Origin of the sequence: Bacillus sp. Brlt_9 (assembly GCF_051948935.1) — a bacterium.
Classification (GTDB): domain Bacteria; phylum Bacillota; class Bacilli; order Bacillales; family Bacillaceae_G; genus Bacillus_A.
In genome coordinates this window covers 356,341-380,318 of record NZ_JAYJLO010000001.1, presented here as the reverse complement: position 1 = coordinate 380,318, position 23,978 = coordinate 356,341, and the positions used below count along the sequence as shown (strand labels likewise).

At 36.4% G+C, this 23,978-nt stretch carries 28 protein-coding genes; all 28 read right to left on the bottom strand.

Translation table 11 applies throughout. The annotated features are described in order from the left end of the window. Window positions 1–92: 92 nt before the first annotated feature. Window positions 93–776, bottom strand: coding sequence for a zinc metallopeptidase (locus tag VF726_RS02065; RefSeq protein WP_087958132.1), 684 nt, complete (start codon window positions 774–776; stop codon window positions 93–95). A gap of 101 nt (window positions 777–877) precedes the next feature. After that, window positions 878–1,666, bottom strand: coding sequence for a sporulation protein YpjB (gene ypjB, locus VF726_RS02060; protein ID WP_440165480.1), 789 nt, complete (start codon window positions 1,664–1,666; stop codon window positions 878–880). A 107-nt stretch (window positions 1,667–1,773) separates the two neighbouring features. Continuing rightward, entirely contained in the window at window positions 1,774–2,460 is a 687-nt protein-coding gene (lit, locus tag VF726_RS02055) for a lipoprotein intramolecular transacylase Lit (protein WP_440165477.1), read from the bottom strand. Window positions 2,461–2,477: 17 nt separating this feature from the next. Continuing rightward, window positions 2,478–3,068, bottom strand: coding sequence for a DUF1405 domain-containing protein (locus VF726_RS02050; RefSeq protein ID WP_440165475.1), 591 nt, complete (start codon window positions 3,066–3,068; stop codon window positions 2,478–2,480). Window positions 3,069–3,190: 122 nt separating this feature from the next. Then, a complete protein-coding gene (gene qcrC / locus VF726_RS02045; protein WP_098345131.1) occupies window positions 3,191–3,958 on the bottom strand; it encodes a menaquinol-cytochrome c reductase cytochrome b/c subunit in 768 nt (255 codons plus the stop codon). A gap of 43 nt (window positions 3,959–4,001) precedes the next feature. Continuing rightward, the gene (gene qcrB, locus VF726_RS02040; RefSeq protein WP_000932700.1) at window positions 4,002–4,676 is read right to left on the bottom strand and encodes a menaquinol-cytochrome c reductase cytochrome b subunit; all 675 of its coding nucleotides are present in this window, start codon (window positions 4,674–4,676) and stop codon (window positions 4,002–4,004) included. Continuing rightward, a complete protein-coding gene (gene qcrA / locus VF726_RS02035; RefSeq protein WP_048527045.1) occupies window positions 4,677–5,189 on the bottom strand; it encodes a menaquinol-cytochrome c reductase iron-sulfur subunit in 513 nt (170 codons plus the stop codon). 143 nt (window positions 5,190–5,332) lie between these two features. Then, window positions 5,333–5,788, bottom strand: coding sequence for a YpiF family protein (locus VF726_RS02030; RefSeq protein WP_166702170.1), 456 nt, complete (start codon window positions 5,786–5,788; stop codon window positions 5,333–5,335). A 153-nt stretch (window positions 5,789–5,941) separates the two neighbouring features. After that, on the bottom strand, window positions 5,942–6,478 hold the full coding sequence (locus tag VF726_RS02025; RefSeq protein ID WP_151631068.1) for a ReoY family proteolytic degradation factor: 537 nt from the start codon (window positions 6,476–6,478) through the stop codon (window positions 5,942–5,944). Window positions 6,479–6,551: 73 nt separating this feature from the next. Beyond that, window positions 6,552–7,814, bottom strand: coding sequence for a tetratricopeptide repeat protein (locus VF726_RS02020; protein WP_001168676.1), 1,263 nt, complete (start codon window positions 7,812–7,814; stop codon window positions 6,552–6,554). 365 nt (window positions 7,815–8,179) lie between these two features. Further along, window positions 8,180–9,292 (bottom strand): histidinol-phosphate transaminase, encoded by a 1,113-nt coding sequence (gene hisC, locus VF726_RS02015; protein WP_440165468.1) that lies wholly within the window; start codon window positions 9,290–9,292, stop codon window positions 8,180–8,182. Between the two features lie 108 nt (window positions 9,293–9,400). Further along, window positions 9,401–10,486, bottom strand: coding sequence for a 3-dehydroquinate synthase (gene aroB / locus VF726_RS02010; protein WP_440165465.1), 1,086 nt, complete (start codon window positions 10,484–10,486; stop codon window positions 9,401–9,403). Next, window positions 10,486–11,658, bottom strand: a complete 1,173-nt coding sequence (gene aroC, locus VF726_RS02005; RefSeq protein WP_440165462.1) for a chorismate synthase — start codon at window positions 11,656–11,658, stop codon at window positions 10,486–10,488. The genes aroB and aroC overlap by 1 nt, the downstream gene beginning before the upstream one ends. Window positions 11,659–11,927: 269 nt before the next feature. After that, on the bottom strand, window positions 11,928–12,374 hold the full coding sequence (ndk, locus tag VF726_RS02000) for a nucleoside-diphosphate kinase (protein ID WP_000415885.1): 447 nt from the start codon (window positions 12,372–12,374) through the stop codon (window positions 11,928–11,930). Window positions 12,375–12,498: 124 nt separating this feature from the next. Next, window positions 12,499–13,461, bottom strand: coding sequence for a heptaprenyl diphosphate synthase component II (hepT, locus tag VF726_RS01995; RefSeq protein ID WP_048527036.1), 963 nt, complete (start codon window positions 13,459–13,461; stop codon window positions 12,499–12,501). Between the two features lie 37 nt (window positions 13,462–13,498). Then, window positions 13,499–14,212, bottom strand: coding sequence for a 2-heptaprenyl-1,4-naphthoquinone methyltransferase (gene menG / locus VF726_RS01990; protein ID WP_048527034.1), 714 nt, complete (start codon window positions 14,210–14,212; stop codon window positions 13,499–13,501). A 29-nt stretch (window positions 14,213–14,241) separates the two neighbouring features. Next, a complete protein-coding gene (locus VF726_RS01985) occupies window positions 14,242–14,991 on the bottom strand; it encodes a heptaprenyl diphosphate synthase component 1 (RefSeq protein WP_440165459.1) in 750 nt (249 codons plus the stop codon). Window positions 14,992–15,203: 212 nt separating this feature from the next. After that, the gene (gene folE / locus VF726_RS01980) at window positions 15,204–15,773 is read right to left on the bottom strand and encodes a GTP cyclohydrolase I FolE (protein WP_001151482.1); all 570 of its coding nucleotides are present in this window, start codon (window positions 15,771–15,773) and stop codon (window positions 15,204–15,206) included. A gap of 120 nt (window positions 15,774–15,893) precedes the next feature. Next, window positions 15,894–16,166 carry an HU family DNA-binding protein gene (locus tag VF726_RS01975; RefSeq protein ID WP_001043860.1) on the bottom strand — a complete coding sequence of 91 codons (273 nt, stop codon included), beginning with the start codon at window positions 16,164–16,166 and terminating at the stop codon, window positions 15,894–15,896. A gap of 299 nt (window positions 16,167–16,465) precedes the next feature. Beyond that, window positions 16,466–17,944, bottom strand: a complete 1,479-nt coding sequence (gene spoIVA / locus VF726_RS01970) for a stage IV sporulation protein A (protein WP_000416519.1) — start codon at window positions 17,942–17,944, stop codon at window positions 16,466–16,468. Window positions 17,945–18,186: 242 nt separating this feature from the next. Further along, the gene (locus VF726_RS01965; protein ID WP_440165454.1) at window positions 18,187–18,900 is read right to left on the bottom strand and encodes a hypothetical protein; all 714 of its coding nucleotides are present in this window, start codon (window positions 18,898–18,900) and stop codon (window positions 18,187–18,189) included. Window positions 18,901–18,964: 64 nt separating this feature from the next. Next, window positions 18,965–19,168 carry a DUF2768 domain-containing protein gene (locus tag VF726_RS01960; protein WP_001288997.1) on the bottom strand — a complete coding sequence of 68 codons (204 nt, stop codon included), beginning with the start codon at window positions 19,166–19,168 and terminating at the stop codon, window positions 18,965–18,967. A gap of 267 nt (window positions 19,169–19,435) precedes the next feature. Then, on the bottom strand, window positions 19,436–19,687 hold the full coding sequence (locus VF726_RS01955; RefSeq protein ID WP_000369753.1) for a stage VI sporulation protein F: 252 nt from the start codon (window positions 19,685–19,687) through the stop codon (window positions 19,436–19,438). A gap of 115 nt (window positions 19,688–19,802) precedes the next feature. Continuing rightward, a complete protein-coding gene (locus VF726_RS01950) occupies window positions 19,803–20,825 on the bottom strand; it encodes an NAD(P)H-dependent glycerol-3-phosphate dehydrogenase (RefSeq protein ID WP_440165451.1) in 1,023 nt (340 codons plus the stop codon). Window positions 20,826–20,843: 18 nt separating this feature from the next. Then, window positions 20,844–22,154: a ribosome biogenesis GTPase Der gene (gene der / locus VF726_RS01945; protein ID WP_048527026.1), complete on the bottom strand. Its 1,311-nt coding sequence runs from the start codon at window positions 22,152–22,154 to the stop codon at window positions 20,844–20,846. A gap of 124 nt (window positions 22,155–22,278) precedes the next feature. Next, complete coding sequence (locus VF726_RS01940; RefSeq protein ID WP_061677809.1) at window positions 22,279–22,464, bottom strand: capping complex subunit for YIEGIA; 186 nt, start codon at window positions 22,462–22,464, stop codon at window positions 22,279–22,281. Beyond that, the gene (locus VF726_RS01935) at window positions 22,461–23,354 is read right to left on the bottom strand and encodes a YIEGIA family protein (RefSeq protein ID WP_440165448.1); all 894 of its coding nucleotides are present in this window, start codon (window positions 23,352–23,354) and stop codon (window positions 22,461–22,463) included. Before VF726_RS01935 ends, VF726_RS01940 begins: the two co-directional genes overlap by 4 nt. Further along, a complete protein-coding gene (locus VF726_RS01930; protein ID WP_440165446.1) occupies window positions 23,347–23,958 on the bottom strand; it encodes a YphA family membrane protein in 612 nt (203 codons plus the stop codon). The genes VF726_RS01935 and VF726_RS01930 overlap by 8 nt, the downstream gene beginning before the upstream one ends. Between the last annotated feature and the right edge of the window lie 20 nt (window positions 23,959–23,978).

Below are 23,978 nucleotides of genomic sequence, written 5' to 3'. Positions count from 1 at the left end.
CACCACCTTTCCGCATTACTTCTATTATTTCTATTTGCAATACATTATATAATTCAATCCACAATACAAAAAAGACTATCAAATGATAGTCTTTAGTCGTCGCTACGCTGCATACCAGTATACATTAATACGAGACGTAATAATTCAAATACCGCTACAGCTGCAGCTGCTACATATGTTAATGCTGCCGCATTTAATACTTTACGAGCTTGCCCATATTCATCAGTTGATACGATACCTAACGCTTCAATTTGTTGCATTGCACGCTTGGATGCATCAAACTCAACTGGTAATGTAACGAGTTGGAACACAACACCTGCTGCCATTAAAATAATTCCTAATAACAATAGTTTTGACATTGTTGCAAATATACCAATCATAATAAATACCCATGATATATTCGATCCAAAATTCGCCACAGGAACTAACGAATGACGAATACGCATAAAGTTATAATCTTGTGCATCTTGAATTGCGTGTCCTACTTCGTGTGCTGCAACTGCTGTACCAGCAACTGAATGACCGTAATAGTTGTCTGTTGATAATCGAACTGTTTTCGCAGTTGGATCATAATGGTCTGATAAATGACCTGGCGTTTCTTCTACAGCTACGTTGTATAATCCATTCTCATCTAAAATTTTTCGAGCCACTTCCGCTCCTGTCATACCTGATGTTGAATAAACTTGTGAATACTTGCTATAGGCACTACGTACTTTTGACTGTGCATACAACGGTATGATCATTATGATCGCGAAGTAAATTAAATAAAACATCATGAACCTCCATTGAAGTTTTAATTATAGTACTTCTCATTCTATTTTCTTCTGTCATCATTGTCAATGAATAAACCTTACAATCTGTATCTTTATTTATTACATTATCTATTCTTAGAATGTACATTACTTTTTCTTTTTTCTCTCTCTCCTTTATACTTTCTCCATCCAACATAAGTTAATGTGAATAAAATAAGACCTCCAGTAATTGTCATAAACCAAATGAGAGAGGGTGCAATTTCATCTTTTTTTACTGTGTGAAATATTTTTTGTAAATCGCCTTTAATGATTCCTACTTGCATTTGTCCGCCTTTTGTTTTTAACATAACGTTACGAAATTCATCCAAATAAGATAAATGAGCGTTTACACGTTGCACTTCATTTTCTGGCAAGGCAATCATTAAGCTTGGATAAATAATGTTAAATTCATGTAAAAATGTGTTTAACGTTTGTTGAAACTGTCCCGTATCTTCTTTTGACATCGCTTTTTCCATTTGAGAAAAGGCATCCATTACTTTTCCTTCTCTTTCCATCCAAAGCGGTTGATACTTTGATACTTGTGCATCAACAGCGAGCTGCAGGGCTAACACATTATCAATTTTAACTTGTTTACTTGCAGATTCTTCCGCGAGAGATTGTTTCGCCCTGTCATAAGCTAACGAAATAACTCTAACTTGATCTGGTGTTACTTCTTGCTTCTTTTCATTCCCCTTTATGACAAACTGCTCCGAGAAATGTTGTAATACTTGTACTGCTTTTTCATCTTCATTACGCTTCACTAATTGTAATGAGTCATCTAACAACCCTGTTAGTTCACTCCACTCTTCAGCATATATACGTAACGGAAACATTATAATTAGAAATGCTATCAATCCAATTAATGTTCTCTTCATCACGGTCCCCCCTATAACTACTAGTACAAAATATGTTAATTGGGACAAGAATAGAACAGAACTGGACCGAAAAATATATTACCGTTTTACAAACAAAAAAATTCTCTTTAAACAGAGAATTTTTCCTTTGAAATCCTTTTCTTATTTACGAAATATCTATACAAGCTATAAGAAATTATGCTACCGAATAAAATAAATAATAAAATAGCACACGCAGCATGCATAAAGAATTCTTCTGGTAACATTAATATAATCGGATCCGTTTCAATATCAAACATCCAATAATCATTACTAAATAACAGCTTATGAAATAATACAAAACTCTTTTCAAAATTAATAGCGATCGGTAACATAAGCGCTATCGGAAAAATAATTGTTAAAATTGATCCGTGTAGTAAAAACTTTTCATTTTTCTTTTTTAATAAATACATGCCACCTACTATTGCAATCATAATTGTCGCATACATCACATATTGAATTTTCACTAAAATATTTTTAACATCTACAAAATGAATACGGCCATTTGTAGACATGTCTAATGTAGGCAACTGTAATGCTCCGTCATAAAACGGGGATAAATATGTGATAAGCACATCATAATTTCTTTTAATATCAGCCTTCGTCATATCCGCTAAGTCTGGAATGTTTAAAAAATCAATTTCAAAATAATATAGCCACTTTCCGTATACAACCGCCGTTGTTGCGAGTGCAAATATAGAAAATGCTATGCTATATGAAACAACTATCGTAATCAATCGATCCAATATTTTTGTACCACTCTTATTCTTCTTCATTTTCTCCCCCTAAATGTTCATAAAGAAAACTGTTTTCGGTTCTCACGTAAGCAATAATAATATGTAACACAAAGCACTGTGATACTTAGCCAGAACGTAAAATAACCAATTTCTCCTACAAACAAATGCATAATTCCATACCTCGGCATTTGCCAAAATAAATAATCAATTGCATCATTATGTAATGTCCATATAGCCGCTACCGCAAAGTGCCATTTTTTTATACGGTAAAACGGCGCATATAGCACTGCTTGTACTGCCATCGCAAAATGCGAAAGCATTAACATATACCCAATAAGACCAATAGGACCTTTGACATAGATCATAACCCCATTTACAACAACAGCCCATATACCATATTTTATTAACGTAACAATCGCTAGCGCCTCTATTAATCCCCAATTTCTCTTTATTAAAAAAGCAATTAAAACAAAGACAAAAAAGAGACTCGCCATCGGGCTATCGGGTACAAACGGCCAAAATATAGGTGAAGTTTCTTTTAATTGATTTCCATACCATATAAATCCGTATATCGTACCTAATATGTTAACAACTAATAAAAAAAATAATACAGAGCGTTGCCTTAACATTGCATACAAGTAAACCAAGCTGTATGTCCAACACCTTTCAAACAAAGTCATTCTTTTCTCAAACTCTACTCTATTATATAGTAAACTTTCTTTCATCAAAATAAAAAGCTGACTACAATTTTTTTGTAGTCAGCTTTTTATTATTTTTTATTATACTTTGCAACGAATTCCGAAAGCTTCTTCAGTTCCTCATCTGTACCTTTAAATATTCCTTTAGGCATTGAACCTTTTCCGTCTTTCGCAATTTTAGCAATTTCTTCTGGCTTCAAAGTTAAGTTTTGCAATGCCGGTGCTGCTGCCCCGCCTTGTAAATTGTCACCATGACATGTTAAACATGTATTTTTTTGCATTAATTTATAGCCATCATCATTTTTATCAACTGGTGCTGTTTTTACAATTGCTCCTTGTTTTTTTGCAGCTTCCCAGTCGTGGTGTGCTACAGATTCCCAAGTTAAAAAGATAATCGACGCAATTGCTAAAAGCATAAATCCAGTTGCTACAGGGCGCTTCAATGGACGTCTTTCTGGGCCTCGATCAAGAAATGGAGCTAACAGTAATGCGCCAAACGCAATCCCTGGCATAATAAACGCTCCAATTACGGTAAATGAGCCAGAAGCATAAGAATACTTTAATAACTGATACAAGAATAAGAAATACCAATCTGGAAGTGGTATATATCCGGCATCAGTTGGATCCGCCATTCTCTCAAGCGGTGACGGATGCGCCACTGTTAAACATAAATAACCGATTAAAAAAACTGCACCAACCATCCATTCTTTTAACAAGAAATTTGGCCAAAATGCTTCTGTTTTCCCTGGGTATTCAGAATAGTCTTTTGGAATATTTGGTTTCCGAGCTACCGGTACCCGAGAATCTCCTACAAACTTCATCCCTTTGCCGCGATGCATAATCTCCCTCCTTTAGTTCTTTCCCCTTTAATTTAGCAATCTCTTATAGCGGACCGGAAATACCTTGTTTGCGAATCATGATGAAGTGGAAGGCCATTAAACCTAGAAGTGCTGCTGGTAAGAAGAAGACGTGAATAGCAAAGAAGCGAGTTAATGTTTGAGCGCCAACAATTTCGGAATGACCAGCGAGTAATGTTTTAATATAAGGACCAATAAGCGGCGTTTGCTCTGCAATTTGAATCCCTACTTTCGTAGCAAATAACGCTTTCATATCCCACGGTAATAAATATCCGGTAAAACCAAGACCTAACATAACAAAGAAAATAAGAACACCAACAATCCAGTTTAGCTCACGAGGCTTTTTATATGCACCCTGGAAGAAAACTCTAAGTGTATGTAAAAACATCATTACAATTACGAGACTAGCACCCCAGTGGTGCATACCACGAACAATTTGCCCATATGCAACTTCATTTTGTAAATAATAAACCGATTCCCAAGCATTTTTAATATCAGGCACATAATACATCGTTAAAAACATTCCAGACAAAATTTGAATTACAGTAACGAAAAAGGTAAGTCCGCCAAAGCAGTAGACGAATGCAGAAAAGTGATGCGCCGGGTTAACATGCTCAGGTACTTCATGATCGGCGATATCACGCCATATTGGTGTAATATCTAACCTTTCATCTACCCAATCATAAATTTTATTTAACATCTACTTTGCACCCCCTTTTGGCTTCGCTTTTCCTAGATACAGTGTTCCATCTTTCACTTTAGATTCATAAATATCAAGCGGAGCAAGGGGCGGCGTGCCTTTAACGTTCATCCCGTCTTTTGTGTAACGGCCCCCATGACATGGACAAAAGAATTGATTTGGATGTGCTTTGTCCGAATTCCAGTTAACTGTACATCCTAAATGTTTACATACCGGAGAGAACGCAACAATGTCTCCGCTTTCATCTTTATGAACCCAAGCTGATTTTGGCTCTTCGGACTTGTACCAACCATCAACCTGCTTCACCTTAAAGTCGAAACGTTTCGGCTCTGTTGTAATATCCTTTACTTGTGCAACAGCTACCATATCTGTTCCTGCTTCTTTTCTTAACACCGGATCAAGCGCAAATCGCGTCATCGGCATTAAAATACCCGCTGCCATAAAGCCTCCTACCCCTGTAAGGGTGTAATTTAAAAACTGTCTTCTTGACACACGATGTTCTTTCTCGCTCACGAAAATTTCCCCCCTCTATCAGAAATTGTCCCCTCGTGATAAATTATATAAAAAATAAAAACTAGGACACTATCATGATATAATACGCTCATGCACAGGTCAATATCATACTACTCATAATAATAAGAACTTTCTGTTTATTATTACTTTCCCCATTTTTCTTCTAACATCACCATTATATTTTTTATATGTGCATGAATAACTTCTCTTTTTGCTTGATCACTAAATTGTTCTAACGCTAATGAAGGAAACCAAAATAAATCTCCCTGCAATTCTTGCATATCTTCTTTCCATGAAAAATCACTTGTAACATAAGCAATATGCTTAAAACCTTGCTCTTGTAAATGATTTGTCCATTCTTGCAAACGACCTTTTTCATTTTTTTGACTTTCTACTAAATACGTAAATGCAGGTAGTAAAAGCACTCTTCCTTTATATTCTCTTTCCAGCTCCATACTTAGCAATTCGATAAATTCGCCTTGTTCTACTACCGTTTTCATTTCTTTTGCTGCTGAAATTGATAAAAGTGGTATAACACCTGTATCTACATACTCTCTTGCTTGCTCAAACTGTTCTACATCTTTTACAATCCATTTCAAATTACTTCCCTCCTTCCCTCGTAAATGACAGAACTTTCACTTTATATATATTAAACCATACTAAAAGAGGTAAAAAAAGAAAAACTACCTATATTAAGGTAGTTTTTCTTAAAAAGTCTGAAATTTGTAAAATTTTATGAATCCAAATGAATTCTACAACAACTTTAACTCAGCTGTTAACTTATGAAACGCTTCCTTATCTTGCTTATCTAGCGCTTCATCAATTTGTTTCAACAGACGTTCTCTTCTAAAAGAAAATACACTTTCTTCTAAAAATCTTTCTGCAAGTAAACGATCTTTTTCATTTACTTCAATATGCTTTGGTAAATACGGGTTTTCTTCTAATACAGCTACATAATTGGCATTTTGAAACGATGATTTAAAATTGAGTTGAATATAAATATCCTCATCTCGATTTAAACGAATATCATGAAACGATTTTTCAGCATCTGTTGTCATAACATTTTGTTTAAAAAAGTGAAACGGTGTATCTTTTACACAATTCGCGGACATCACTAAGCCACGCGGACAATATTTTGCATGCTCTACGAAGTGGACTTTATGCATCAATTGGTCGTGACTCATTAAATAATTCAAAATCCATACACATTCACGCTGTTTCAGTTGGTAATTATTCAAAAACCATTTTACAAAATCCTTCTTCTCGTTTACAGAAACAGGGGTATTCATAGCAATTAAGTCCCTCCTCTGTCTTTCTCTTTTCTTTTTAGATTCAAGAAGCGGCATTCAGTTTCCTTCCAACTTATGAAAAATCCTCTAAATTATATAACAATTCTTCAATATGAATTTGTGTCGGGTCTAGTTGTATTAACTGAGTAAATACTTCTTTCGCCTCTTTTCGCATACCTTCTTCCAATAAGAAATAACCGTACTCTTCCAAGAAGTCTGGATGATTCTTAAAAGAAGTATATGCACTTTCATAGTGTTTTAATGCATCCGAATACATTTCTAATTGTTTTTTTGCAAACGCAAGATCCCAAAGTAGTTGTGTATCTGGTTCTCCGCTATCAATTGCACGCTCTACAACAGCAATTAGCTCTTCATACTTTTCTTGTTCCTTTAAGATATACGCATATTTTAATGTTGCACCTAGATGTCCTGGATCTAACTCAAGCGCTTTTTGAAGTACTTCCTCTGCTTCCGCTATTTTTCCTAATTTCGCCGCAATGTTCGCTAATTCTACATAAAATGGTACAGAAAGCTCATCTACTTTAATTCCTTCATGAAGTGTTTCATAGCTTTCTTGAAGCATTCCTTCTTTTTCATAGCTTTTCGCTAAATACATGTAAAGAGATGCATACTCAGGATCTAATTCTTTTAGCTCTTGCCAAGCACCAATTGCTCGTTGATATTCTTCACCTTGATATAACGTAAAGGCATATCCAAATAATGAGTGAATATCTTTTTGTTCCTCTAAACCTGCTTCGTAATAAGAAATCGCTTCTTCCCAATTTCCAATCGCACTTAACGTTTCTCCGAGGCGAAGTGCAATGACAACACCACCCATTACTTTATGCTCCGCTAATAGCGACTCATAATAAGTAATTGCCTTTTGTTCTTCCCCTTTACTACTATATAACTCTGCTAATCCAAACGTAATAACAGGCTCGTCAGGCATCATTTCTTTCGCCTTTAATAGTTTTTGTTCTGCTACATCATCGAAACCTTGCATTTGGAATAAATCCGCAACAAGTAATAACGATTGAACATATAAATCATCATTTTCCGGAATATCATGAAGTACTTCAATCGCTTCATCTTCTTTATCTAGATCAATATATAATTCTGCTAAAAATACAGTGAATTCACTTTCTTCCGGATACAATAAACGTAAATCTTCTGTAATAGCTAACGCTTCATCTGTAAATCCAAGTGTATGATAATAGCGAGCGATATCATACTTCTCTTCATCATTCGCAATTTTTAATTGTTCTTTTAATAATTGTAATCCTTTTTCCGCTTCACCATTTTCAATATATGAAACAGCTTGTTCAAACTTTTGCATAAACGTCTCCTTTAATTATAAAGAATATTCTTTTCTGTTCATTTCACCCGCTATTTGCAGGCAGCCCAATTGGTGCGGGCTAATAATCAATGAGGGATGAATAGCCCCACTAATTAAAGTTTCACTTTATCATAAGCAACTAGGTGTAACAACGCTACCTTTAGAAAGAGCATACTTCTTCTTGTACTTTCACTCATAACGATTCGAATATGACACCGATACCGCATTACTACTTTCTATTGTACCGTTTTCTTTCATTACCGTGCAAATAACTTCCCTTATAAATTATTGGCCCGCACGAACTCTTTACAGTTCTTCTTTATTTAAATAAAAAAGACTCCTATATTAGGAGCCTTTACAAACTCTTAAGAGTATGTTTCTTCTTTCTTTACTTGCTCGTTTACAATCTCTTTCAATAGTTCTATAATTTCATCATTTTCTTCTTTCAAACCGACAGTAATACGAATACCATCCTGTATACCAAATGCAGCGCCAGAACGAACAATATAGCCTTTCTTCATTAATCGTTCGAAAGCCTCATTACCAGGAATACCAAGTTTTAAGAAAATGAAATTTGTTTGAGATGGATAATAGAATACGTTATATTCCTTACAAAATGCGTAATATTGATTTAATCCTTCTTCATTCTTTTTCACACATTCTTGTAAAAACGTTTGATCTTCTAATGCAGCAAGTGCTACAGATTGCGCTACAGTCGATGTGTTAAATGGTAACCTTGCTACTTCTAGTTGCCCGATTAACTTCTCATTACCAACCGCATATCCAATACGGAAAGCAGCTAAACCATATGCTTTTGAAAACGTGCGTAAAATCATAAGGTTTTCATACTTTTCAAGAAGTGGTAATGTTTGCGGATAGTCTTCTGCTCCCGCATATTCATAGTATGCTTCGTCCATAATAACGAGCGCTGACTTAGGAACTGATTCTAAAAATGAAAGTAAGTTTTGTTTCTCTACATATGTACCTGTTGGATTATTCGGGTTACAAATCCATACAATCTTCGTTTTATCATCTACTTGCTGTAACATCGCATCTAAATCGTGAATGCCATCTTTAAGTGGTACTTCACGAACTTCTGCTCCTTCAATAACAGCATGGTGATGGTATTGCGAGAATGTTGGATTCGCCATTACAACATTTGTTCCTTCGTGTAGTAATGCACGGCTAATCATTTGAATGACTTCATCTAATCCACTACCAAATAACAGTTGTTCGGCCTTAACACCTAACTGCTCTGCTACTTTTGTTCGAAGTTCAAAGGCATACCCATCTGGATAAAGAGCGTATTGACTCGCTAAAGAAGTTAATGCTTCTGTTACACGTGCTGAGCAACCGAATGGATTTTCGTTCGATGCTAATTTCACAATTTTTGATAACCCATATTCCCTTTTTACTTCTTCAATATTTTTTCCAGGTACATATGCTCGCAAAGTTAACAATTGCTCTTTCACTCTCATTTTTCTTCCCCCAGTCATTTTATTCAATTCGATTACGAGACGGTTGTCATCCCTCACTGTAATCGTTTATCTTAACCGCCACTATTACGAGAATACCTCTAACACTTCTTAAGCCATATCCTTTTGAAATGCCTCTAACGCAATATGAACAGTCTCATCTGGAATAGATACGACATTCACTACCCCATATTCCTGCATTAATACCATATGAATTGCTCCAGCATTCGCTTTCTTATCTTGTTTCATCAACCCGACGAGGCGCTCTACATTCAAATCACTTGGCATTTTTGGATAGCCGTACTTTAAGAACCACTGCTTCATCTCTTCATAAGAAAGATCAACATTGTACACTTGCTCACTTAAAAACAAAGCAAATAACATTCCAACCGCTACCCCGTCACCGTGAGTAATGTTTCCATATCCTAGTTCTTTTTCAAGAGCATGGCCTAACGTATGTCCAAAGTTCAAATGAGCACGTACACCTTTTTCTGTTTCATCTTGCGATACAATGTTTGCCTTTACAGGAATCGCCTTCGTTAATATATGGATTAATTTCTCATCACGAAGATCTGATAATGTTTGCACTTCTTCTTTCAGCCAATGATACAGTTTTACATCACCAATAAGAGCATGTTTTATCACTTCTGCATAACCTGAACGCCACTCTTTTTCAGGAAGAGACTGTAAAAACGGCGTATGATATACAACTGCTTCTGGTTGATGGAATGCCCCTATCATATTTTTACCTAACGGGTGATTAATCGCTACTTTCCCACCTACTGCGCTATCGTGAGCTAATAAAGTTGTTGGAACTTGAACGAAACGAATTCCACGCATAAACGACGCGGCAACAAAACCAGCTAAATCTCCAATCATCCCGCCTCCAAGTGCGATAATTAAAGAATTTCTATCTAATTTATTTTCAAGAGCTGACGTTTGGGCCGCATAGAAATTTTCAAAAGACTTCTCTTTTTCACCACTCGGTACAACGAATGAAAATACATTTTTCTCTATTTGCAACGCATCTATAACTGTCTGTAAATGCAAAGACGCAACAGCTTCATCTGAAATGATCATAATGTTTGATACAGATGGCTGCATGTTTTGAACGATTGTTTTCAAATGTGACAACGATTCTTTTCCTACGTGTACATCATATTCTTTTGATTTCGTTTGAATATGTATGTTTTCCATTAAAATCCCCTCGCATATTCATTATGTTTCTCAATATTTTCACGAATAAGGTCGATACGATCTAATCCGAATTGTTCTATTAAAGCTGTCGCTAATTCCCAAGCTACAACCGCTTCTGCAACGACACTAGCCGCTGGAACAGCACAACTATCTGAACGTTCAATGCTTGCTGTAAAAGGCTCTTTCGTATCAATATCGATACTTTGAAGAGGTTTATATAGTGTAGGTATCGGTTTCATCACACCGCGCACAACAATTGGCATTCCAGTGGTCATTCCGCCTTCTAAACCACCTGCGTTATTTGTTCTTCTTGTATATCCATTCTCTTCATTCCAAAGAATCTCATCATGAACTTCGCTACCTGGTCTATGTGCTGCCTCAAAACCAATTCCAATCTCGACACCTTTAAAAGCATTAATGCTCATAATTGCAGCCGCTAATTTTGCATCTAGTTTTCGATCATAATGTACATAGCTACCGACCCCAATTGGCATTCCTTCCACAATTACTTCAACGATGCCACCGATGGAATCACCATTTGATTTCGCATCATCAATTGCTTTTATCATTTGATTACCAGCTTCTTCATCTAAACAACGTACGGGTGATGCTTCTGTAATGCTTTTTAATTCTTCAATTGAACGATACGTAGTCTCCTTAGCCTCAATGCCGCCAATTTCAATTACATGGCCCGCTACTGTAATACCAAGCTCCGCTAACACTTTTTTAGCAACCGCACCAGCAGCAACACGCACTGTCGTTTCACGAGCTGAAGAACGTTCCAGTACATTTCTCATATCTCTATGACCATATTTAATCGCACCATTTAAATCAGCATGTCCAGGTCTTGGTTTTGTTACTTTCCTTTTCATCTCTTTTTCTTCTTGTTCCGTTAACGGCTCTGCACCCATAATTTTTGTCCAATGTGCAAAATCACGGTTTTCAACAACAAGTGCAATTGGAGAACCTAATGTCTCTCCATGTCTAACACCACTTACAATTTGCACTTGATCTGTTTCAATTTGCATGCGTCTACCACGCCCATATCCCTTTTGCCTTCTAGCTAACTCTTCATTTATATCATCGGCTACTAAAGGTAAACCCGCTGGTACACCTTCTATAATCGTTGTAAGTTGTGGACCATGAGATTCACCAGCTGTAATATATCGCATACGTTATTCCTCTTTTCGTATATGTATTTATCTCGCTATATTAAGCAATAATATTATCCTTCATTACTCTACAAATAAAAAATTATATAATACATCGGCCATTCGCTTATTCCCCGATAAGCCGTTTACTTTACATATCAATATATCATAACAGCTCAAAATTCGTAACTAATTGAAATAAAAAAAGTGCAAGAAGAATACCCCTATTCTCCTTGCACTTTCTACTATTATCACAGTGATTAAAGCGTTTACAAATTATTTCAAAATAATTAGTAAATCCATTCATTCATTAATTTTGAGTAGTCAACTAATTCTTCTTCTTTAAAGAAAATAGCAATCTCGCGCTCTGCACTTTCTAACGAATCAGAACCATGGATAATGTTTTTCGCAACAGTTACACCGAAATCTCCACGAATTGTTCCAGGAGCTGCTTCATGTGGTCTTGTTTTACCCATCATGTTACGAGCTGTATCTACTACACCTTCACCTTGCCATACCATTGCGAATACAGGGCCAGATGTAATAAAGTCTACTAATTCACCAAAGAAAGGTTTTTCTGTGTGCTCAGCATAGTGTTGTCCAGCAATTTCCGGAGTGACTTGCATTAATTTTGCACCAACTAATTGAAAGCCCTTCTTCTCAAAACGAGCTACAATTTCCCCAATGAAGGCACGTTGTACACCGTCTGGTTTAACCATTAGAAATGTTTTTTCCATAAAAAATCTCTCCACTTCTGAATTATGTATGTAATTGTATATCCCCACACACATATTAACACCCTTATCACAATTGTGCAATAGTTTTGAAATAGAGAGATTATTTTATTTTTTAGAAAAAACACTAAAATTTTCGTTTTCCAATATACTTTGCTACATTTTGTAACGCATACTTCGCTTGTCCACGCGGGAGTGGTTTTATAATTTCTAATGCTTTATGTAAATAACGTTCACTAAATGCAAATGCTTTATCAATAGCAGCACTATTCTTTACAGCCTCAATAATTTCTTTCATTTCATCCGCTGTTGTATTTTCATGTACAGATTTGATTTTCTTACAAAGAACCGGATCTTCCATCGCATATAAGGCAGGAAGCGTAATATTCCCTTGTAGTAAATCTCCGCCAGCAGGCTTTCCAAGTTTCTCTTCTGTGGAAACGAAATCTAAAATATCATCAATTATTTGATACGACATCCCTACGAAATACCCATACCAAAACAGACGATTTACCGTATCACGATTAGCGCCAGCAGCAATCGCTCCTAATTGGCAACTCGCAGCAATTAATAATGCTGTTTTTCGCTTTATTCTTCTTAAATACGTTCTTAAATTTTGATCATAGTTATACTTATCTTTAATTTGTTCAATTTCACCTTTACACACTTCTAAAATGGTATGCGATAGCGCCTGATGCGCCTCAGGAATTTCGATATTTGTAATACATTCAAGAGACTTAGCGAATAGATAATCCCCTGTATACATTGCAATGCGATCTCCCCATTTCGCATTCACAGTTGCACTACCACGACGTAAAAACGCAGCATCAATAACATCATCGTGAACAAGAGAAGCCATATGAATAAGTTCTAACGCAACAGCTACATGCTTAATTGCATCTAACTTATAATCTCCAAATTTCCCCGCAAGCAACACAAATACAGGACGAATTCGCTTCCCACCAGCTTCAATAAGTTGTAATGCTGCTTCTTCTACTAATGGCTGTTCAGAAGCAACTGTCTTTTTTAATTCTTTTTCTATCACATTAATATCCGATCGTAAAAAAGAGTACATAAGTTGTAACTTCATATTGTTCACCTTAACCTAAAACTTCTTTTTTCTTTTTCTATTTTGATTCTGGTTTCATACCTAAGTGCATCGCTGCTACCCCAAAAGTAAACGGCTTCACTTGTACACGTTCAAGTCCAGCTTTTTCGAACATATTAGCCAATTCTTTCATACCAGGGAATGTACTAGCAGATTCTTGTAACCATGAATATTCTTTATAACTTTTCGCAAATAACTTTCCAAATAATGGCATGATGTATTTAAAGTATAAAACATACCCTTGTCGAAAACCAATCATTGTTGGCTGAGATGTTTCTAAACAAATTACTTTTCCACCTGGTTTTACTACACGCGTCATTTCTTTTAATACGTGCATATAATCCGGTACGTTACGTAAACCAAATCCAATCGTTACATAATCAAATGTGTTATCTTCAAATGGAAGTTCCATTGCATTCCCGTGTAGAAGTTCAACTTGTTTTAATTGTAACGCCTCTACCTTCTGCTTACCGACAGATAACATATTTTCACTGAAGTCTAAACCAACAACCTTACCCTGTTCACCTACCGCTCCAGCTAGCGCGATTGTCCAGTCCGCTGTCCCGCAGCATACATCAAGTGCCTTACTACCTGGTTTTACATCCATAATGCGCATCGTCTCTTTACGCCACGCTTTATGTCTTTGAAAACTAATTACAGAATTCATTACATCGTATTTATCAGAGATTTTCTCAAATACATCATGTACTCTTTCTTCTTTTGATTGTTGCATGCTCGTACCTTCTTCCAATGTAAAATTGCTTATGTCTTCGATTTATCTCTTAACACAGAGTTTATTTCGCTTATATCTGTGTGATTTTCTAAAAATTGATTTTCTTTCTTTCTGAGTTCCATCATCCATCCATTCATAACTGTTTCTGCATCCGCTTTATCGTCCAAAATCTCTTGAACAGCTTGAAAAACAGGTGAATGTTGTTTATCAGCGTATCGTTCACATTCTTTTTGAAGACGATTTTCCCCTAGTACATACGTTATAAACGGCTTCCAATGTGATAAATGAAAATGATCACATGTTTTTTGTAAGAGTGCAGACTCAATCGTTACTACACTTTCCATTATGTCATCGATCGTTTTATGCGCCCTTTGATATAACATTATTTTGTGTTCATTAATTTCTTTAATTCCTTCAGCAAGCGCACGAATTAAAACAATATCACGATTCATAGACAATAAGTAATAATATAACCCGCTATAGTAATCACCAGCAAGCACTGTTAACTGGCGACGTTTATGCGATTCATTTGCTTCTTCCCCTGCCTTATTTGATACTCTTTCATGTGTATCAAGCGCAATTTGAACAAGCATAATCGTTACTACATAATGCTCAATTTGTTCTATATGTAATTTTGCACTTTTTAAAGCACCATATAACAATGCTATTTTCTCTTCATCAATATATGGTTCTTCAATATAGTTTATAAAATAAGGATGGCGTAATTTCTCCATCAATTTCTCTCTTATACCCGCATACCCTCCGTAGATGTCACACACAAAAATCACCCTTGTTTTCTAATTCATAAAACTTATTATAACACATACATTCTATTTTCTATAACCAAAACTTGGCTACTCTTTCCAAACTTCCACCGAATGAAATAACATCTTCCATTCTTGTAAGTAGTCTTTCTATTCTCACTCTGCCTTCCTAAAACTATATCATTTATTTACAAAAAAAAAAAAGAAAAGCAGTTTCCCACTTTTCTTTACTTCGTTTTAATAAAAGATAAAATTTCACTACGTGCCGCAGCATCATTTTCTAACACACCACGTACTGCTGTTGTTACTGTTTTCGCACCTGGCTTTTTCACGCCACGCATCGTCATACACATATGTTCCGCTTCTACTACTACCATTACACCATGCGGCTCTAGTACTTCCATAATAGAGTTCGCTACTGTTGATGTAATACGTTCTTGTAGTTGTGGACGACGTGCAATTGTGTCTACAGTGCGAGCTAATTTACTTAACCCTGTCACTTTTCCGCCTTGCGGAATATATGCAACGTGAGCAACTCCATAGAATGGAACTAAATGATGCTCACACATCGAATAAAACGGTATATCTTTTACTAGTACAAGCTCCTCGTGATCTTCTCCGAACACTTTATGCAAATGTTCTTTCGGATCTTCATGCATACCTGAGAACACTTCTGCGTACATTTTCGCAACACGCTTTGGTGTATCAAGTACTCCCTCACGATTTGGGTCATCTCCGATTGCCTCTAAAATAAGGCGTACTGCATGCTCAATTTGTTCTAAATTAACTTTTGCCATCCGCTAGCCCTCCCGAAAACCTAAAAGTGATACGAACACATTCTAGCATATTTATGTTTTTAAAAGCAAAAAGAAGAGTTTCCAAAAAGGAAACTCTTCTTCCCTGTTAATATGTAAGGATTATTTAACCGCATCTTTTAACGCTTTACCAGGTTTGAATGCAGGTACTTTACTTGCTGCGATTTCAATCTCCTCACCTGTTTGTGGGTTACGACCTTTACGAGCCGCACGCTCACGAACTTCGAAGTTACCGAATCCGATCAGTTGTACTTTATCACCTTGTTTTAAAGCTTCTAAGATAGAATCAAAAACAGCGTCTACTGCTTTTGTTGCGTCCTTTTTAGAAAGGGAACTTGCTTCTGCAACAGCATTGATTAAATCTGTCTTGTTCATGCCATTCACCTCCTCCCAAAGATAAGACTGTATAATGATCATAAAATGAGTCTTACTTTCATTTGTAGGCAATTTTTGCAAATTCTATACTACAAAGATGTAGATAAATCATTATCAACGCCTATATTATACGATTCTCCTTTATAATTCAATATTTTTAAGGAAATTGTTACTCTTAAAATGTGAAAATCTGATGAAACTTGACAATTTACAACAATATATTAGATAATGACTGTTTATTTTTCTATTTTATATGCAAAAATTAAAAAAATCCCTCTACGATGAGAGGGATTTTTTTCTTATAATATAATCGCAATTAATCCGCCAGATCCTTCATTAATAATTCTTTCTAACGTTTCTTTTAATTTATATCTCGCATTTTCTGGCATTAAAGATAGTTTCGCTTGAATACCTTCCCGAACAATAGAGCTAAGCGAACGCCCAAATATATCAGAGTTCCAAATTGATAATGGGTCATCTTCAAAATCTTGCATTAAATAACGAACTAATTCTTCACTTTGCTTTTCAGTACCAATGATCGGCTCAAACGTAGACTCTACATCTACCTTAATCATATGAATAGATGGAGCTACAGCTTTTAATTTCACACCAAACCTTGAACCGTGACGAATAATTTCTGGCTCATCTAAGCTCATGTCAGCTAACGCTGGTGCCGCTACACCATATCCTGTTTGCTTCACCATACGCAGGGCATCCGCCACTTGATCGTATTCTATTTTCGCATGAGATAAATCGAGCATAAGCTTCAATAAATGATCTTTCCCTCGAATTTCTACCCCTACTACTTCTTTTAAAATTTGATCGTATAATTCATCTGGTGCATATAAATCAATCTCCGCTACGCCTTGCCCCATATCAATGCCAGCTAGGCTCGCTCGATCAATAAATTCATACTGACTAAACTGCCACACGACACGGTCCACATCACGAAGACGTTTTATATCCTTAACAGTCTCTTGAACAGCTTCTTGATAACTTTGGCGTAACCAATGCCCTTCATTCAGCACCATTACCCAGCTCGGAAGGTTCACATTCACTTCTAAAACAGGGAACTCAAATAACGCCTCTCGAAGCACATTGTACACATCTGTTTCTCTTAAACTTTCGACACTCATCGCAATGACTGGAATATCATATTCTTCAGATAAACTTTGACGCAATTGCTCTGTATCCGGATGATACGGCTGTACAGTGTTGATGATCATAATGAAAGGTTTTCCGACTTCTTTTAACTCATTTACGACGCGTTCTTCTGCCTCTATATAATCTCTTCTTGGAATTTCACCAATCGTTCCATCTGTTGTAATTACAACACCAATTGTTGAATGTTCTTGAATTACTTTACGTGTTCCGATTTCTGCAGCTTCATGGAATGGAATAGGTTCTTCATACCAAGGAGTATTAATCATGCGCGGGCCATTCTCATCTTCATAGCCTTTTGCTCCTGGAACCGTATATCCAACGCAATCTACTAATCGAATATTCACTTCAAGTCCTTCATCTACTTCGATAGAAACCGCTTGGTTTGGAACAAACTTCGGTTCCGTCGTCATAATTGTACGGCCAGCTGCACTTTGAGGCAGTTCATCCTGCGCCCTTTGACGGTCAGACTCATTCTCAATATTAGGAATAACTACAAGTTCCATAAATTTTTTAATGAATGTTGATTTCCCTGTTCGAACAGCTCCTACAACTCCAAAATAAATATCACCGCCTGTGCGTTCCGCAATATCTTTAAAAATATCTACCTTTTCCAAGTGATTCCCTCCCTCAATATTTTTGGGAATAATTCCACGTTTATAGTCAACTAATACCTTCTCTAACGTTGCCTATAATATCTGATATAATATAATGGTATTCTAGAAGTTCGGACAATATATCATATAATTTTGTCCAATTTCATATGACTATTAAAAAATACCTTTTGTTTGCATCATAAGTTGTGCAACATAAAAAACCTTTCTTCTAGAACTTATTCACTAAAAGAAAGGTTCATGACTTATGATTTTAAAAAAATTGGTTCTCCATTCTTTACCGTATACGGCAAAGAATACGCCGGTGCAAATGGAGAATCTTTCGAAAGTATATTCCGTATATCTTCTCCCTCCTTAAATTGCCCTTCATTTTTTTTCAGCGCTTCATATAAATCGATTCTATAATCAACAAAAATTTCTCCTTTTTCATTGATTACAAACGGAAGTCCTTTACCAGAATACGGACTTGTCACTTGCGGTACATCTTTATATCCTAGTTTTTTGAAATCTAATTCATACACTCCATCTGAAATTACCTTTTTAAAAGGTGGATATTGATGTTCATCCCGATACATCCGAAGCTTTAATGATAATTGCTGAATTTGTTCAGCCATCCTAACATCAATTAACTTTACTGTTGGGTTTGTTTCAACATCTATTAATACGTACTGATATACTCCTCCGCTTTCATACGCGTTCCCTGGCGCTTCTTGTATGTAACGCGGAGCAATCTTTTGAAAATCAATTGGATACTTTTGATAAATAGGCGTATTCATCTCCCGGGTCTTAATTGGTAATATCCCATCATTTTGCTCCTTAAATGTCGCAACGGCTTTTTGAACGACCTGTAGCTGATCTTCATAAGGAATAGCATTTTGTTTCATATTTTCTTTCGGATACAGGCATCCTGTTAAAAGGCTCATACAACAAAATATTAAAATAATATGGACTTTTTTCACTAGCAATCACCTTTTCATACTAATATAACTTGCTCTGTATGTAGCATTTTCGCGACCATTTCCTTTACTGCTGTACAGGTCCACTAAATACAACAAGAAAAATAACAATTCCTGACACAACCATAAGGGTGTAGGCTACCAAAGCTGTAATCCCTTTCAAAATTTTATTCTTTATTTTATATCTGCTTAGCAAAATAAAACTTACTGCAAAAAACATAAATCCAATTGCCCCTAACGCAAACCACATTTTTATAAGCCCTTCCGACATATACACACCCCTTTTTATTAATCTATTTTTATACTATTTTAACAAATTAAAATCTTTAAACAAATACAAAAAATAACATTTCACTACAAATTGTGAATATGTAACGTTAATCAGCAGGTTTTTCCGTATTTCCATTCATTTAGATAAACATAAAAACCGAAGCGAGTGTATCTCTCGCTTCGGTTGACCAAATATGCCCAAAACAGCTCTATTCCCATACTTTCATGGCTATCATATGCAATCTACAAACTCTTTGTTTCTCATATTTTATTTTTTAAACATTTTGCTTAACGAGCCAAAATCTGCCGGCATATTATTGTTAATAATCGCTTTTACGATTTGATCCTCTTGTTCTTTTGGCACTTCACGTCCTGCCATAAGAGCCACTTGATGAATCAATTGACGAAGCACAGTCTCATCGCGTAAATTCGCATTCTGTACAGATGATGCTAATTTAAAAATATCTTCTTTATTCACTTTCGCTTCTTTTTCAATGTTATTAAAAATGTTATTATCCATTCTTTTCACCCTCTCCTCAAGTTACTCTTCATCCTATGCAAAAATAAAAAAATGGTGAAAAGACCCAAAAAAATAAAAAGCGACAGAAGTACAATTGTACTTCTGTCGCTTTTCTTTAAAGTAAGTCAGGTATAGCTTCCACTTCGTGTTTTCGAACACGCCCCATTAATGAGCCTACTGCATCTTTTACATTATTCCCATTAAATAGCACGTCATATAAAGCAGCTGTAATCGGCATTTCCACTTCCATTTTCTCTGCCAATTCATGAGCAGCTTTCGTTGTTCTTACACCTTCCACAACCATACCCATACTTTCTAACACTTCTTCTAAAGAGTGCCCTTTTCCAAGTAAATTACCCGCGCGCCAATTTCGGCTATGAACACTTGTACAGGTTACAATTAAGTCTCCCATACCAGTTAGACCAGCAAACGTTAACGGATTTCCGCCCATTTTTCTTCCTAAACGAGCAATCTCTGTTAAACCACGTGTCATTAGTGCCGCTTTCGCATTATCACCTAATCCAAGACCATCAGTTATCCCAGCAGCTAACGCGATAATATTTTTTAACGCACCACCAAGTTCAACTCCAACGATATCTGGATTTGTGTATACACGGAAGTAACTATTCATAAACAAATCTTGTACTTCCTCAGCCGCCTCCATACGCTTTGCCGCAGACGTAACAGTTGTTGCTTGACGTAAACCAACTTCTTCAGCATGACTCGGCCCAGACAGTACAACAACATCTTTAATTAAGTCCTCTGGAATTTCTTCCTCAATCACTTCCGAAATACGTTTTGACGTACCAGGTTCAATTCCTTTACTTGCATGAATCCAAGTAGTCGGACCCGTTACATATTTCTTCATATCTTGCAATACTTCTCTGTACGCTTTCGTTGGTACTACAAGAAGTACTACATTTACATCTACTAATGCTTCTTCTAAAGAAGAGTAGGCTACGATTGTGCTTGGCAATGTAATTCCTGGAAGGTATCGACTATTCTCATGTTTTGTATTAATTTCATCCATAAGTTCAGAACGATTTCCCCAAATACGTACATCATGCCCATTGTCAGCTAATACCATCGCTAACGCTGTTCCCCAGCTACCTGCTCCAACTACTGTGATTTTTGTCATAAAATCACATCCTCTCCATTAGTCTCTTGCTCTAGCGATAATGTGAATCGGCGTTCCTACAAAGCCAAATGATTCACGTAAACGATTCTTTAAGAAGCGCTCATATGAGAAGTGCAATAATTCTGGATCGTTTACAAACACAACAAATGTTGGTGGTTTTACCGCAACTTGTGTTGCATAGAAAATCTTCAGACGACTACCGTTATGCGTTGGCGTTGGGTTCATCGCTACCGCATCCATAATTACATCATTTAATACATTCGTTTGAATACGGATACTGTGACTCTCATTTACCTCATCGATAACCGGAATTAACGTTTGTGTACGTTTTCTCGTTTTCGCAGATAAGAACACAATCGGTGCGTACTCTAAAAATTGGAAGTGAGCACGGATGTTTTCTTCAAATGCTTTCATTGTTTTCTCATCTTTTTTCACTGCGTCCCATTTGTTTACAACGATAACGACAGCTCGCCCTGAATCATGAGCATATCCAGCGATTTTTTTATCTTGTTCAATAATTCCTTCTTCACCGTCTAAAACGACTAAAACAACGTCAGAACGTTCAATCGCTCTTAGTGCACGAAGTACACTATACTTTTCTGTACTTTCATACACTTTCCCTTTTTTACGCATACCAGCTGTATCGATAATTACATAATCTTTACCGTCTTTACTATATGGTGTATCGACAGCATCACGAGTTGTTCCTGCTACATTACTAACAATTACACGTTCTTGACCAAGAAGGGCATTTACAAGTGATGATTTCCCTACGTTTGGACGTCCAATTAAAGAGAAACGAATTGTATCTTCATCATATCCGTCTTCTTCAATCTTCGGAAAATGCTGTGCAGCTTCGTCTAATAAATCACCTAATCCTAATCCATGTGTACCTGAAATTGGGAATGGTTCGCCAAATCCTAATGCATAAAAGTCATAAATATCACTGCGCATTTCAGGATTGTCCACTTTATTTACCGCAAGTACAATTGGTTTTTTAGAACGATATAAAATTTTGGCAACTTCTTCATCCGCTGCTGTTACACCGTCACGACCATTTGTCATAAAAATGATAACATCTGCTTCATCAATCGCTACTTCAGCTTGTTGACGAATTTGTGTCAAAAACGGCTCGTCTCCAATATCAATTCCACCTGTATCAATAATGTTAAATTCATGATTTAACCATTCTCCAGCGCTATAAATACGGTCACGCGTTACACCTGGAATATCTTCTACGATTGAAACTCTCTCTCCAACAATTCTATTGAAAATAGTAGATTTCCCTACGTTCGGGCGGCCTACTATTGCTATTACTGGTTTCGGCATATACTTTCATCCTTTCAACTTGCTTCTGTTTATTATGTAAAAAACCCTTCTTTGTGCAAGAAGGGATTTGCATTCCAGAATATTTCTCAACGTATCAAAACACCTCACATTATAACACACGTTGCTAATGTTTCACAATAATATATACATTCTCTTGTAAGCGATGCGCAATACCATCTAAAATTGCCTCTAAATTATTTGCAACAAATTCTAACTCCTCTGTCGATTCACAGGTAAACAAAGGAGCACCACCAGCAAATTTCTCCGGCGCTGTTGTAATAACTGCGAGAATTACACTTTCTAACATCATCCCTTATCTCCCCTTCCTTTCGGGGCTTCCGATGACATATGAACAGCACTTTCTAACGTCGGCACATTCCCTATGACACCTATCGCTTTCTCTGCATCTTGATCTTGCGGCAAGACAAAGATTCCAACCCTACCATCTTCTAAATCACGCTTTGCTAACGGCACAAGCGCCGGCGTACCAGAATCTCTATAAATCCCCAGGGCAACAGAAACATCATGCAAAATAGCCTGCCGTTGTCCTAAGTTGGAGATTGTCACCATTGCATCAATTGATTTCGGCTTTAAAATAAAACCCATTCCATATTTCATAATTTCTTCTTGTCTTGCTGGCAATCCAATATTCATAATATAAATATTATCAATATACAGCCCTGCTCCTTCAAAACGAAGTGGAACATGCTCGATATCAACAAGATCATGTAACCTTCTGCCAGACATTAATTTTTTCGCAATAAAAAATGCGATGATAGCCATAATTACTCCAGCAATCCATGAACGGAACCCTATATACGCAAACGTCGTCGCAAACGACGTTAACATCGCCAAATAGTTGCGACTTTCAAAAACTAATGCAATTCCTTCAATGTATGTATTTCCACGCGGTACGAGCTCATAACCATCTAATTGTTGCAATGTATTTCTTTCCATATTACGTACATCACGAAACTGTGTTGCTGCTAACGTAAGAAACGTAATGGCAGAAAAATCTTTTTTCAAAATGGACGGAATTGCAATCGCTCCTAAAGCGGCTGCAATTAACCCCATCGCAATGTGAATAATTTTCCCATGGAGCCTCGTCGGATATTGCCGCGTATCCGTCCGGAGCATTAGCACCCTCGTTACTGTCCCCGCTATTACGCCGCATAAAATGGCCGGTGTATATTCAGTCATGTATTACCCTCGCCTTTCTTTTACGTGTTTTTCTCTTGAACTGTTCCATATATATTGATGCTTTTGCAATCCAAAACAAAATTGCCATGAACAATGTGGAAACGGCGACGATATCAAAAAACGCTAAACTTCCGTAATCATAAGGGAAATGTAACTTTCGAAAAATAAATGTCACTAACAATTCTCCCTGTAACATTCCTATATAAAGAGAACATAATCGTAATATGCGATCCTCATGTAATAAAACCGATGCATACACAAGGGCGCTGCTTAACAAAAACAACCTGTCCACCACAATCCAAATTGGATCATATACTTCTAACAAATGAAAACTTGTATATAACATTGCAATAATAAGTGCCGAAAGTAAGCTATATATTTTTTTCCAAATAGAATAGAGCGTGATTCCTATAAAAGCAACAATACAAAGCAAAAGTGCATTTACTGATACCGTGAATGAAGCAATCGTTACATGTAACGGAGAGCAAATAATAAAAATCAATATACAAGCGCTTATCTTCCACCGAATAGAGTCCTTTTTCATAAAAAATGTTACGACGATCCACCCTATCCAAGCTACAAAATAAAAAGTACTCCCTTCCATCATTTCACCTCCTATGTTTT

Bases quoted from the DNA above. Each gene is read 5' to 3' on its own strand.
- lit (WP_440165477.1), bottom strand. From the start codon at position 2,460: ATGAAGAAGAATAAGAGTGGTACAAAAATATTGGATCGATTGATTACG.
- qcrC (WP_098345131.1), bottom strand. From the start codon at position 3,958: ATGCATCGCGGCAAAGGGATGAAGTTTGTAGGAGATTCTCGGGTACCG.
- VF726_RS01955 (WP_000369753.1), bottom strand. From the start codon at position 19,687: ATGGATAATAACATTTTTAATAACATTGAAAAAGAAGCGAAAGTGAAT.
- folE (WP_001151482.1), bottom strand. From the start codon at position 15,773: ATGGCAAAAGTTAATTTAGAACAAATTGAGCATGCAGTACGCCTTATT.
- VF726_RS02020 (WP_001168676.1), bottom strand. From the start codon at position 7,814: ATGCAAAAGTTTGAACAAGCTGTTTCATATATTGAAAATGGTGAAGCG.
- hepT (WP_048527036.1), bottom strand. From the start codon at position 13,461: ATGAAGTTACAACTTATGTACTCTTTTTTACGATCGGATATTAATGTG.
- ndk (WP_000415885.1), bottom strand. From the start codon at position 12,374: ATGGAAAAAACATTTCTAATGGTTAAACCAGACGGTGTACAACGTGCC.
- der (WP_048527026.1), bottom strand. From the start codon at position 22,154: ATGCCGAAACCAGTAATAGCAATAGTAGGCCGCCCGAACGTAGGGAAA.
- VF726_RS01940 (WP_061677809.1), bottom strand. From the start codon at position 22,464: ATGATGTTAGAAAGTGTAATTCTCGCAGTTATTACAACAGCGCCGGAG.
- VF726_RS01950 (WP_440165451.1), bottom strand. From the start codon at position 20,825: ATGACAAAAATCACAGTAGTTGGAGCAGGTAGCTGGGGAACAGCGTTA.
- VF726_RS02025 (WP_151631068.1), bottom strand. From the start codon at position 6,478: ATGAATACCCCTGTTTCTGTAAACGAGAAGAAGGATTTTGTAAAATGG.
- qcrB (WP_000932700.1), bottom strand. From the start codon at position 4,676: ATGTTAAATAAAATTTATGATTGGGTAGATGAAAGGTTAGATATTACA.
- VF726_RS01960 (WP_001288997.1), bottom strand. From the start codon at position 19,168: ATGTCGGAAGGGCTTATAAAAATGTGGTTTGCGTTAGGGGCAATTGGA.
- aroB (WP_440165465.1), bottom strand. From the start codon at position 10,486: ATGGAAAACATACATATTCAAACGAAATCAAAAGAATATGATGTACAC.
- ypjB (WP_440165480.1), bottom strand. From the start codon at position 1,666: ATGAAGAGAACATTAATTGGATTGATAGCATTTCTAATTATAATGTTT.
- menG (WP_048527034.1), bottom strand. From the start codon at position 14,212: ATGCAACAATCAAAAGAAGAAAGAGTACATGATGTATTTGAGAAAATC.
- aroC (WP_440165462.1), bottom strand. From the start codon at position 11,658: ATGCGATATATTACAGCTGGTGAATCTCATGGTCCACAACTTACAACG.
- VF726_RS01930 (WP_440165446.1), bottom strand. From the start codon at position 23,958: ATGGAAGGGAGTACTTTTTATTTTGTAGCTTGGATAGGGTGGATCGTC.
- VF726_RS01935 (WP_440165448.1), bottom strand. From the start codon at position 23,354: ATGACTGAATATACACCGGCCATTTTATGCGGCGTAATAGCGGGGACA.
- VF726_RS01975 (WP_001043860.1), bottom strand. From the start codon at position 16,166: ATGAACAAGACAGATTTAATCAATGCTGTTGCAGAAGCAAGTTCCCTT.
- hisC (WP_440165468.1), bottom strand. From the start codon at position 9,292: ATGAGAGTGAAAGAGCAATTGTTAACTTTGCGAGCATATGTACCTGGA.
- VF726_RS02065 (WP_087958132.1), bottom strand. From the start codon at position 776: ATGATGTTTTATTTAATTTACTTCGCGATCATAATGATCATACCGTTG.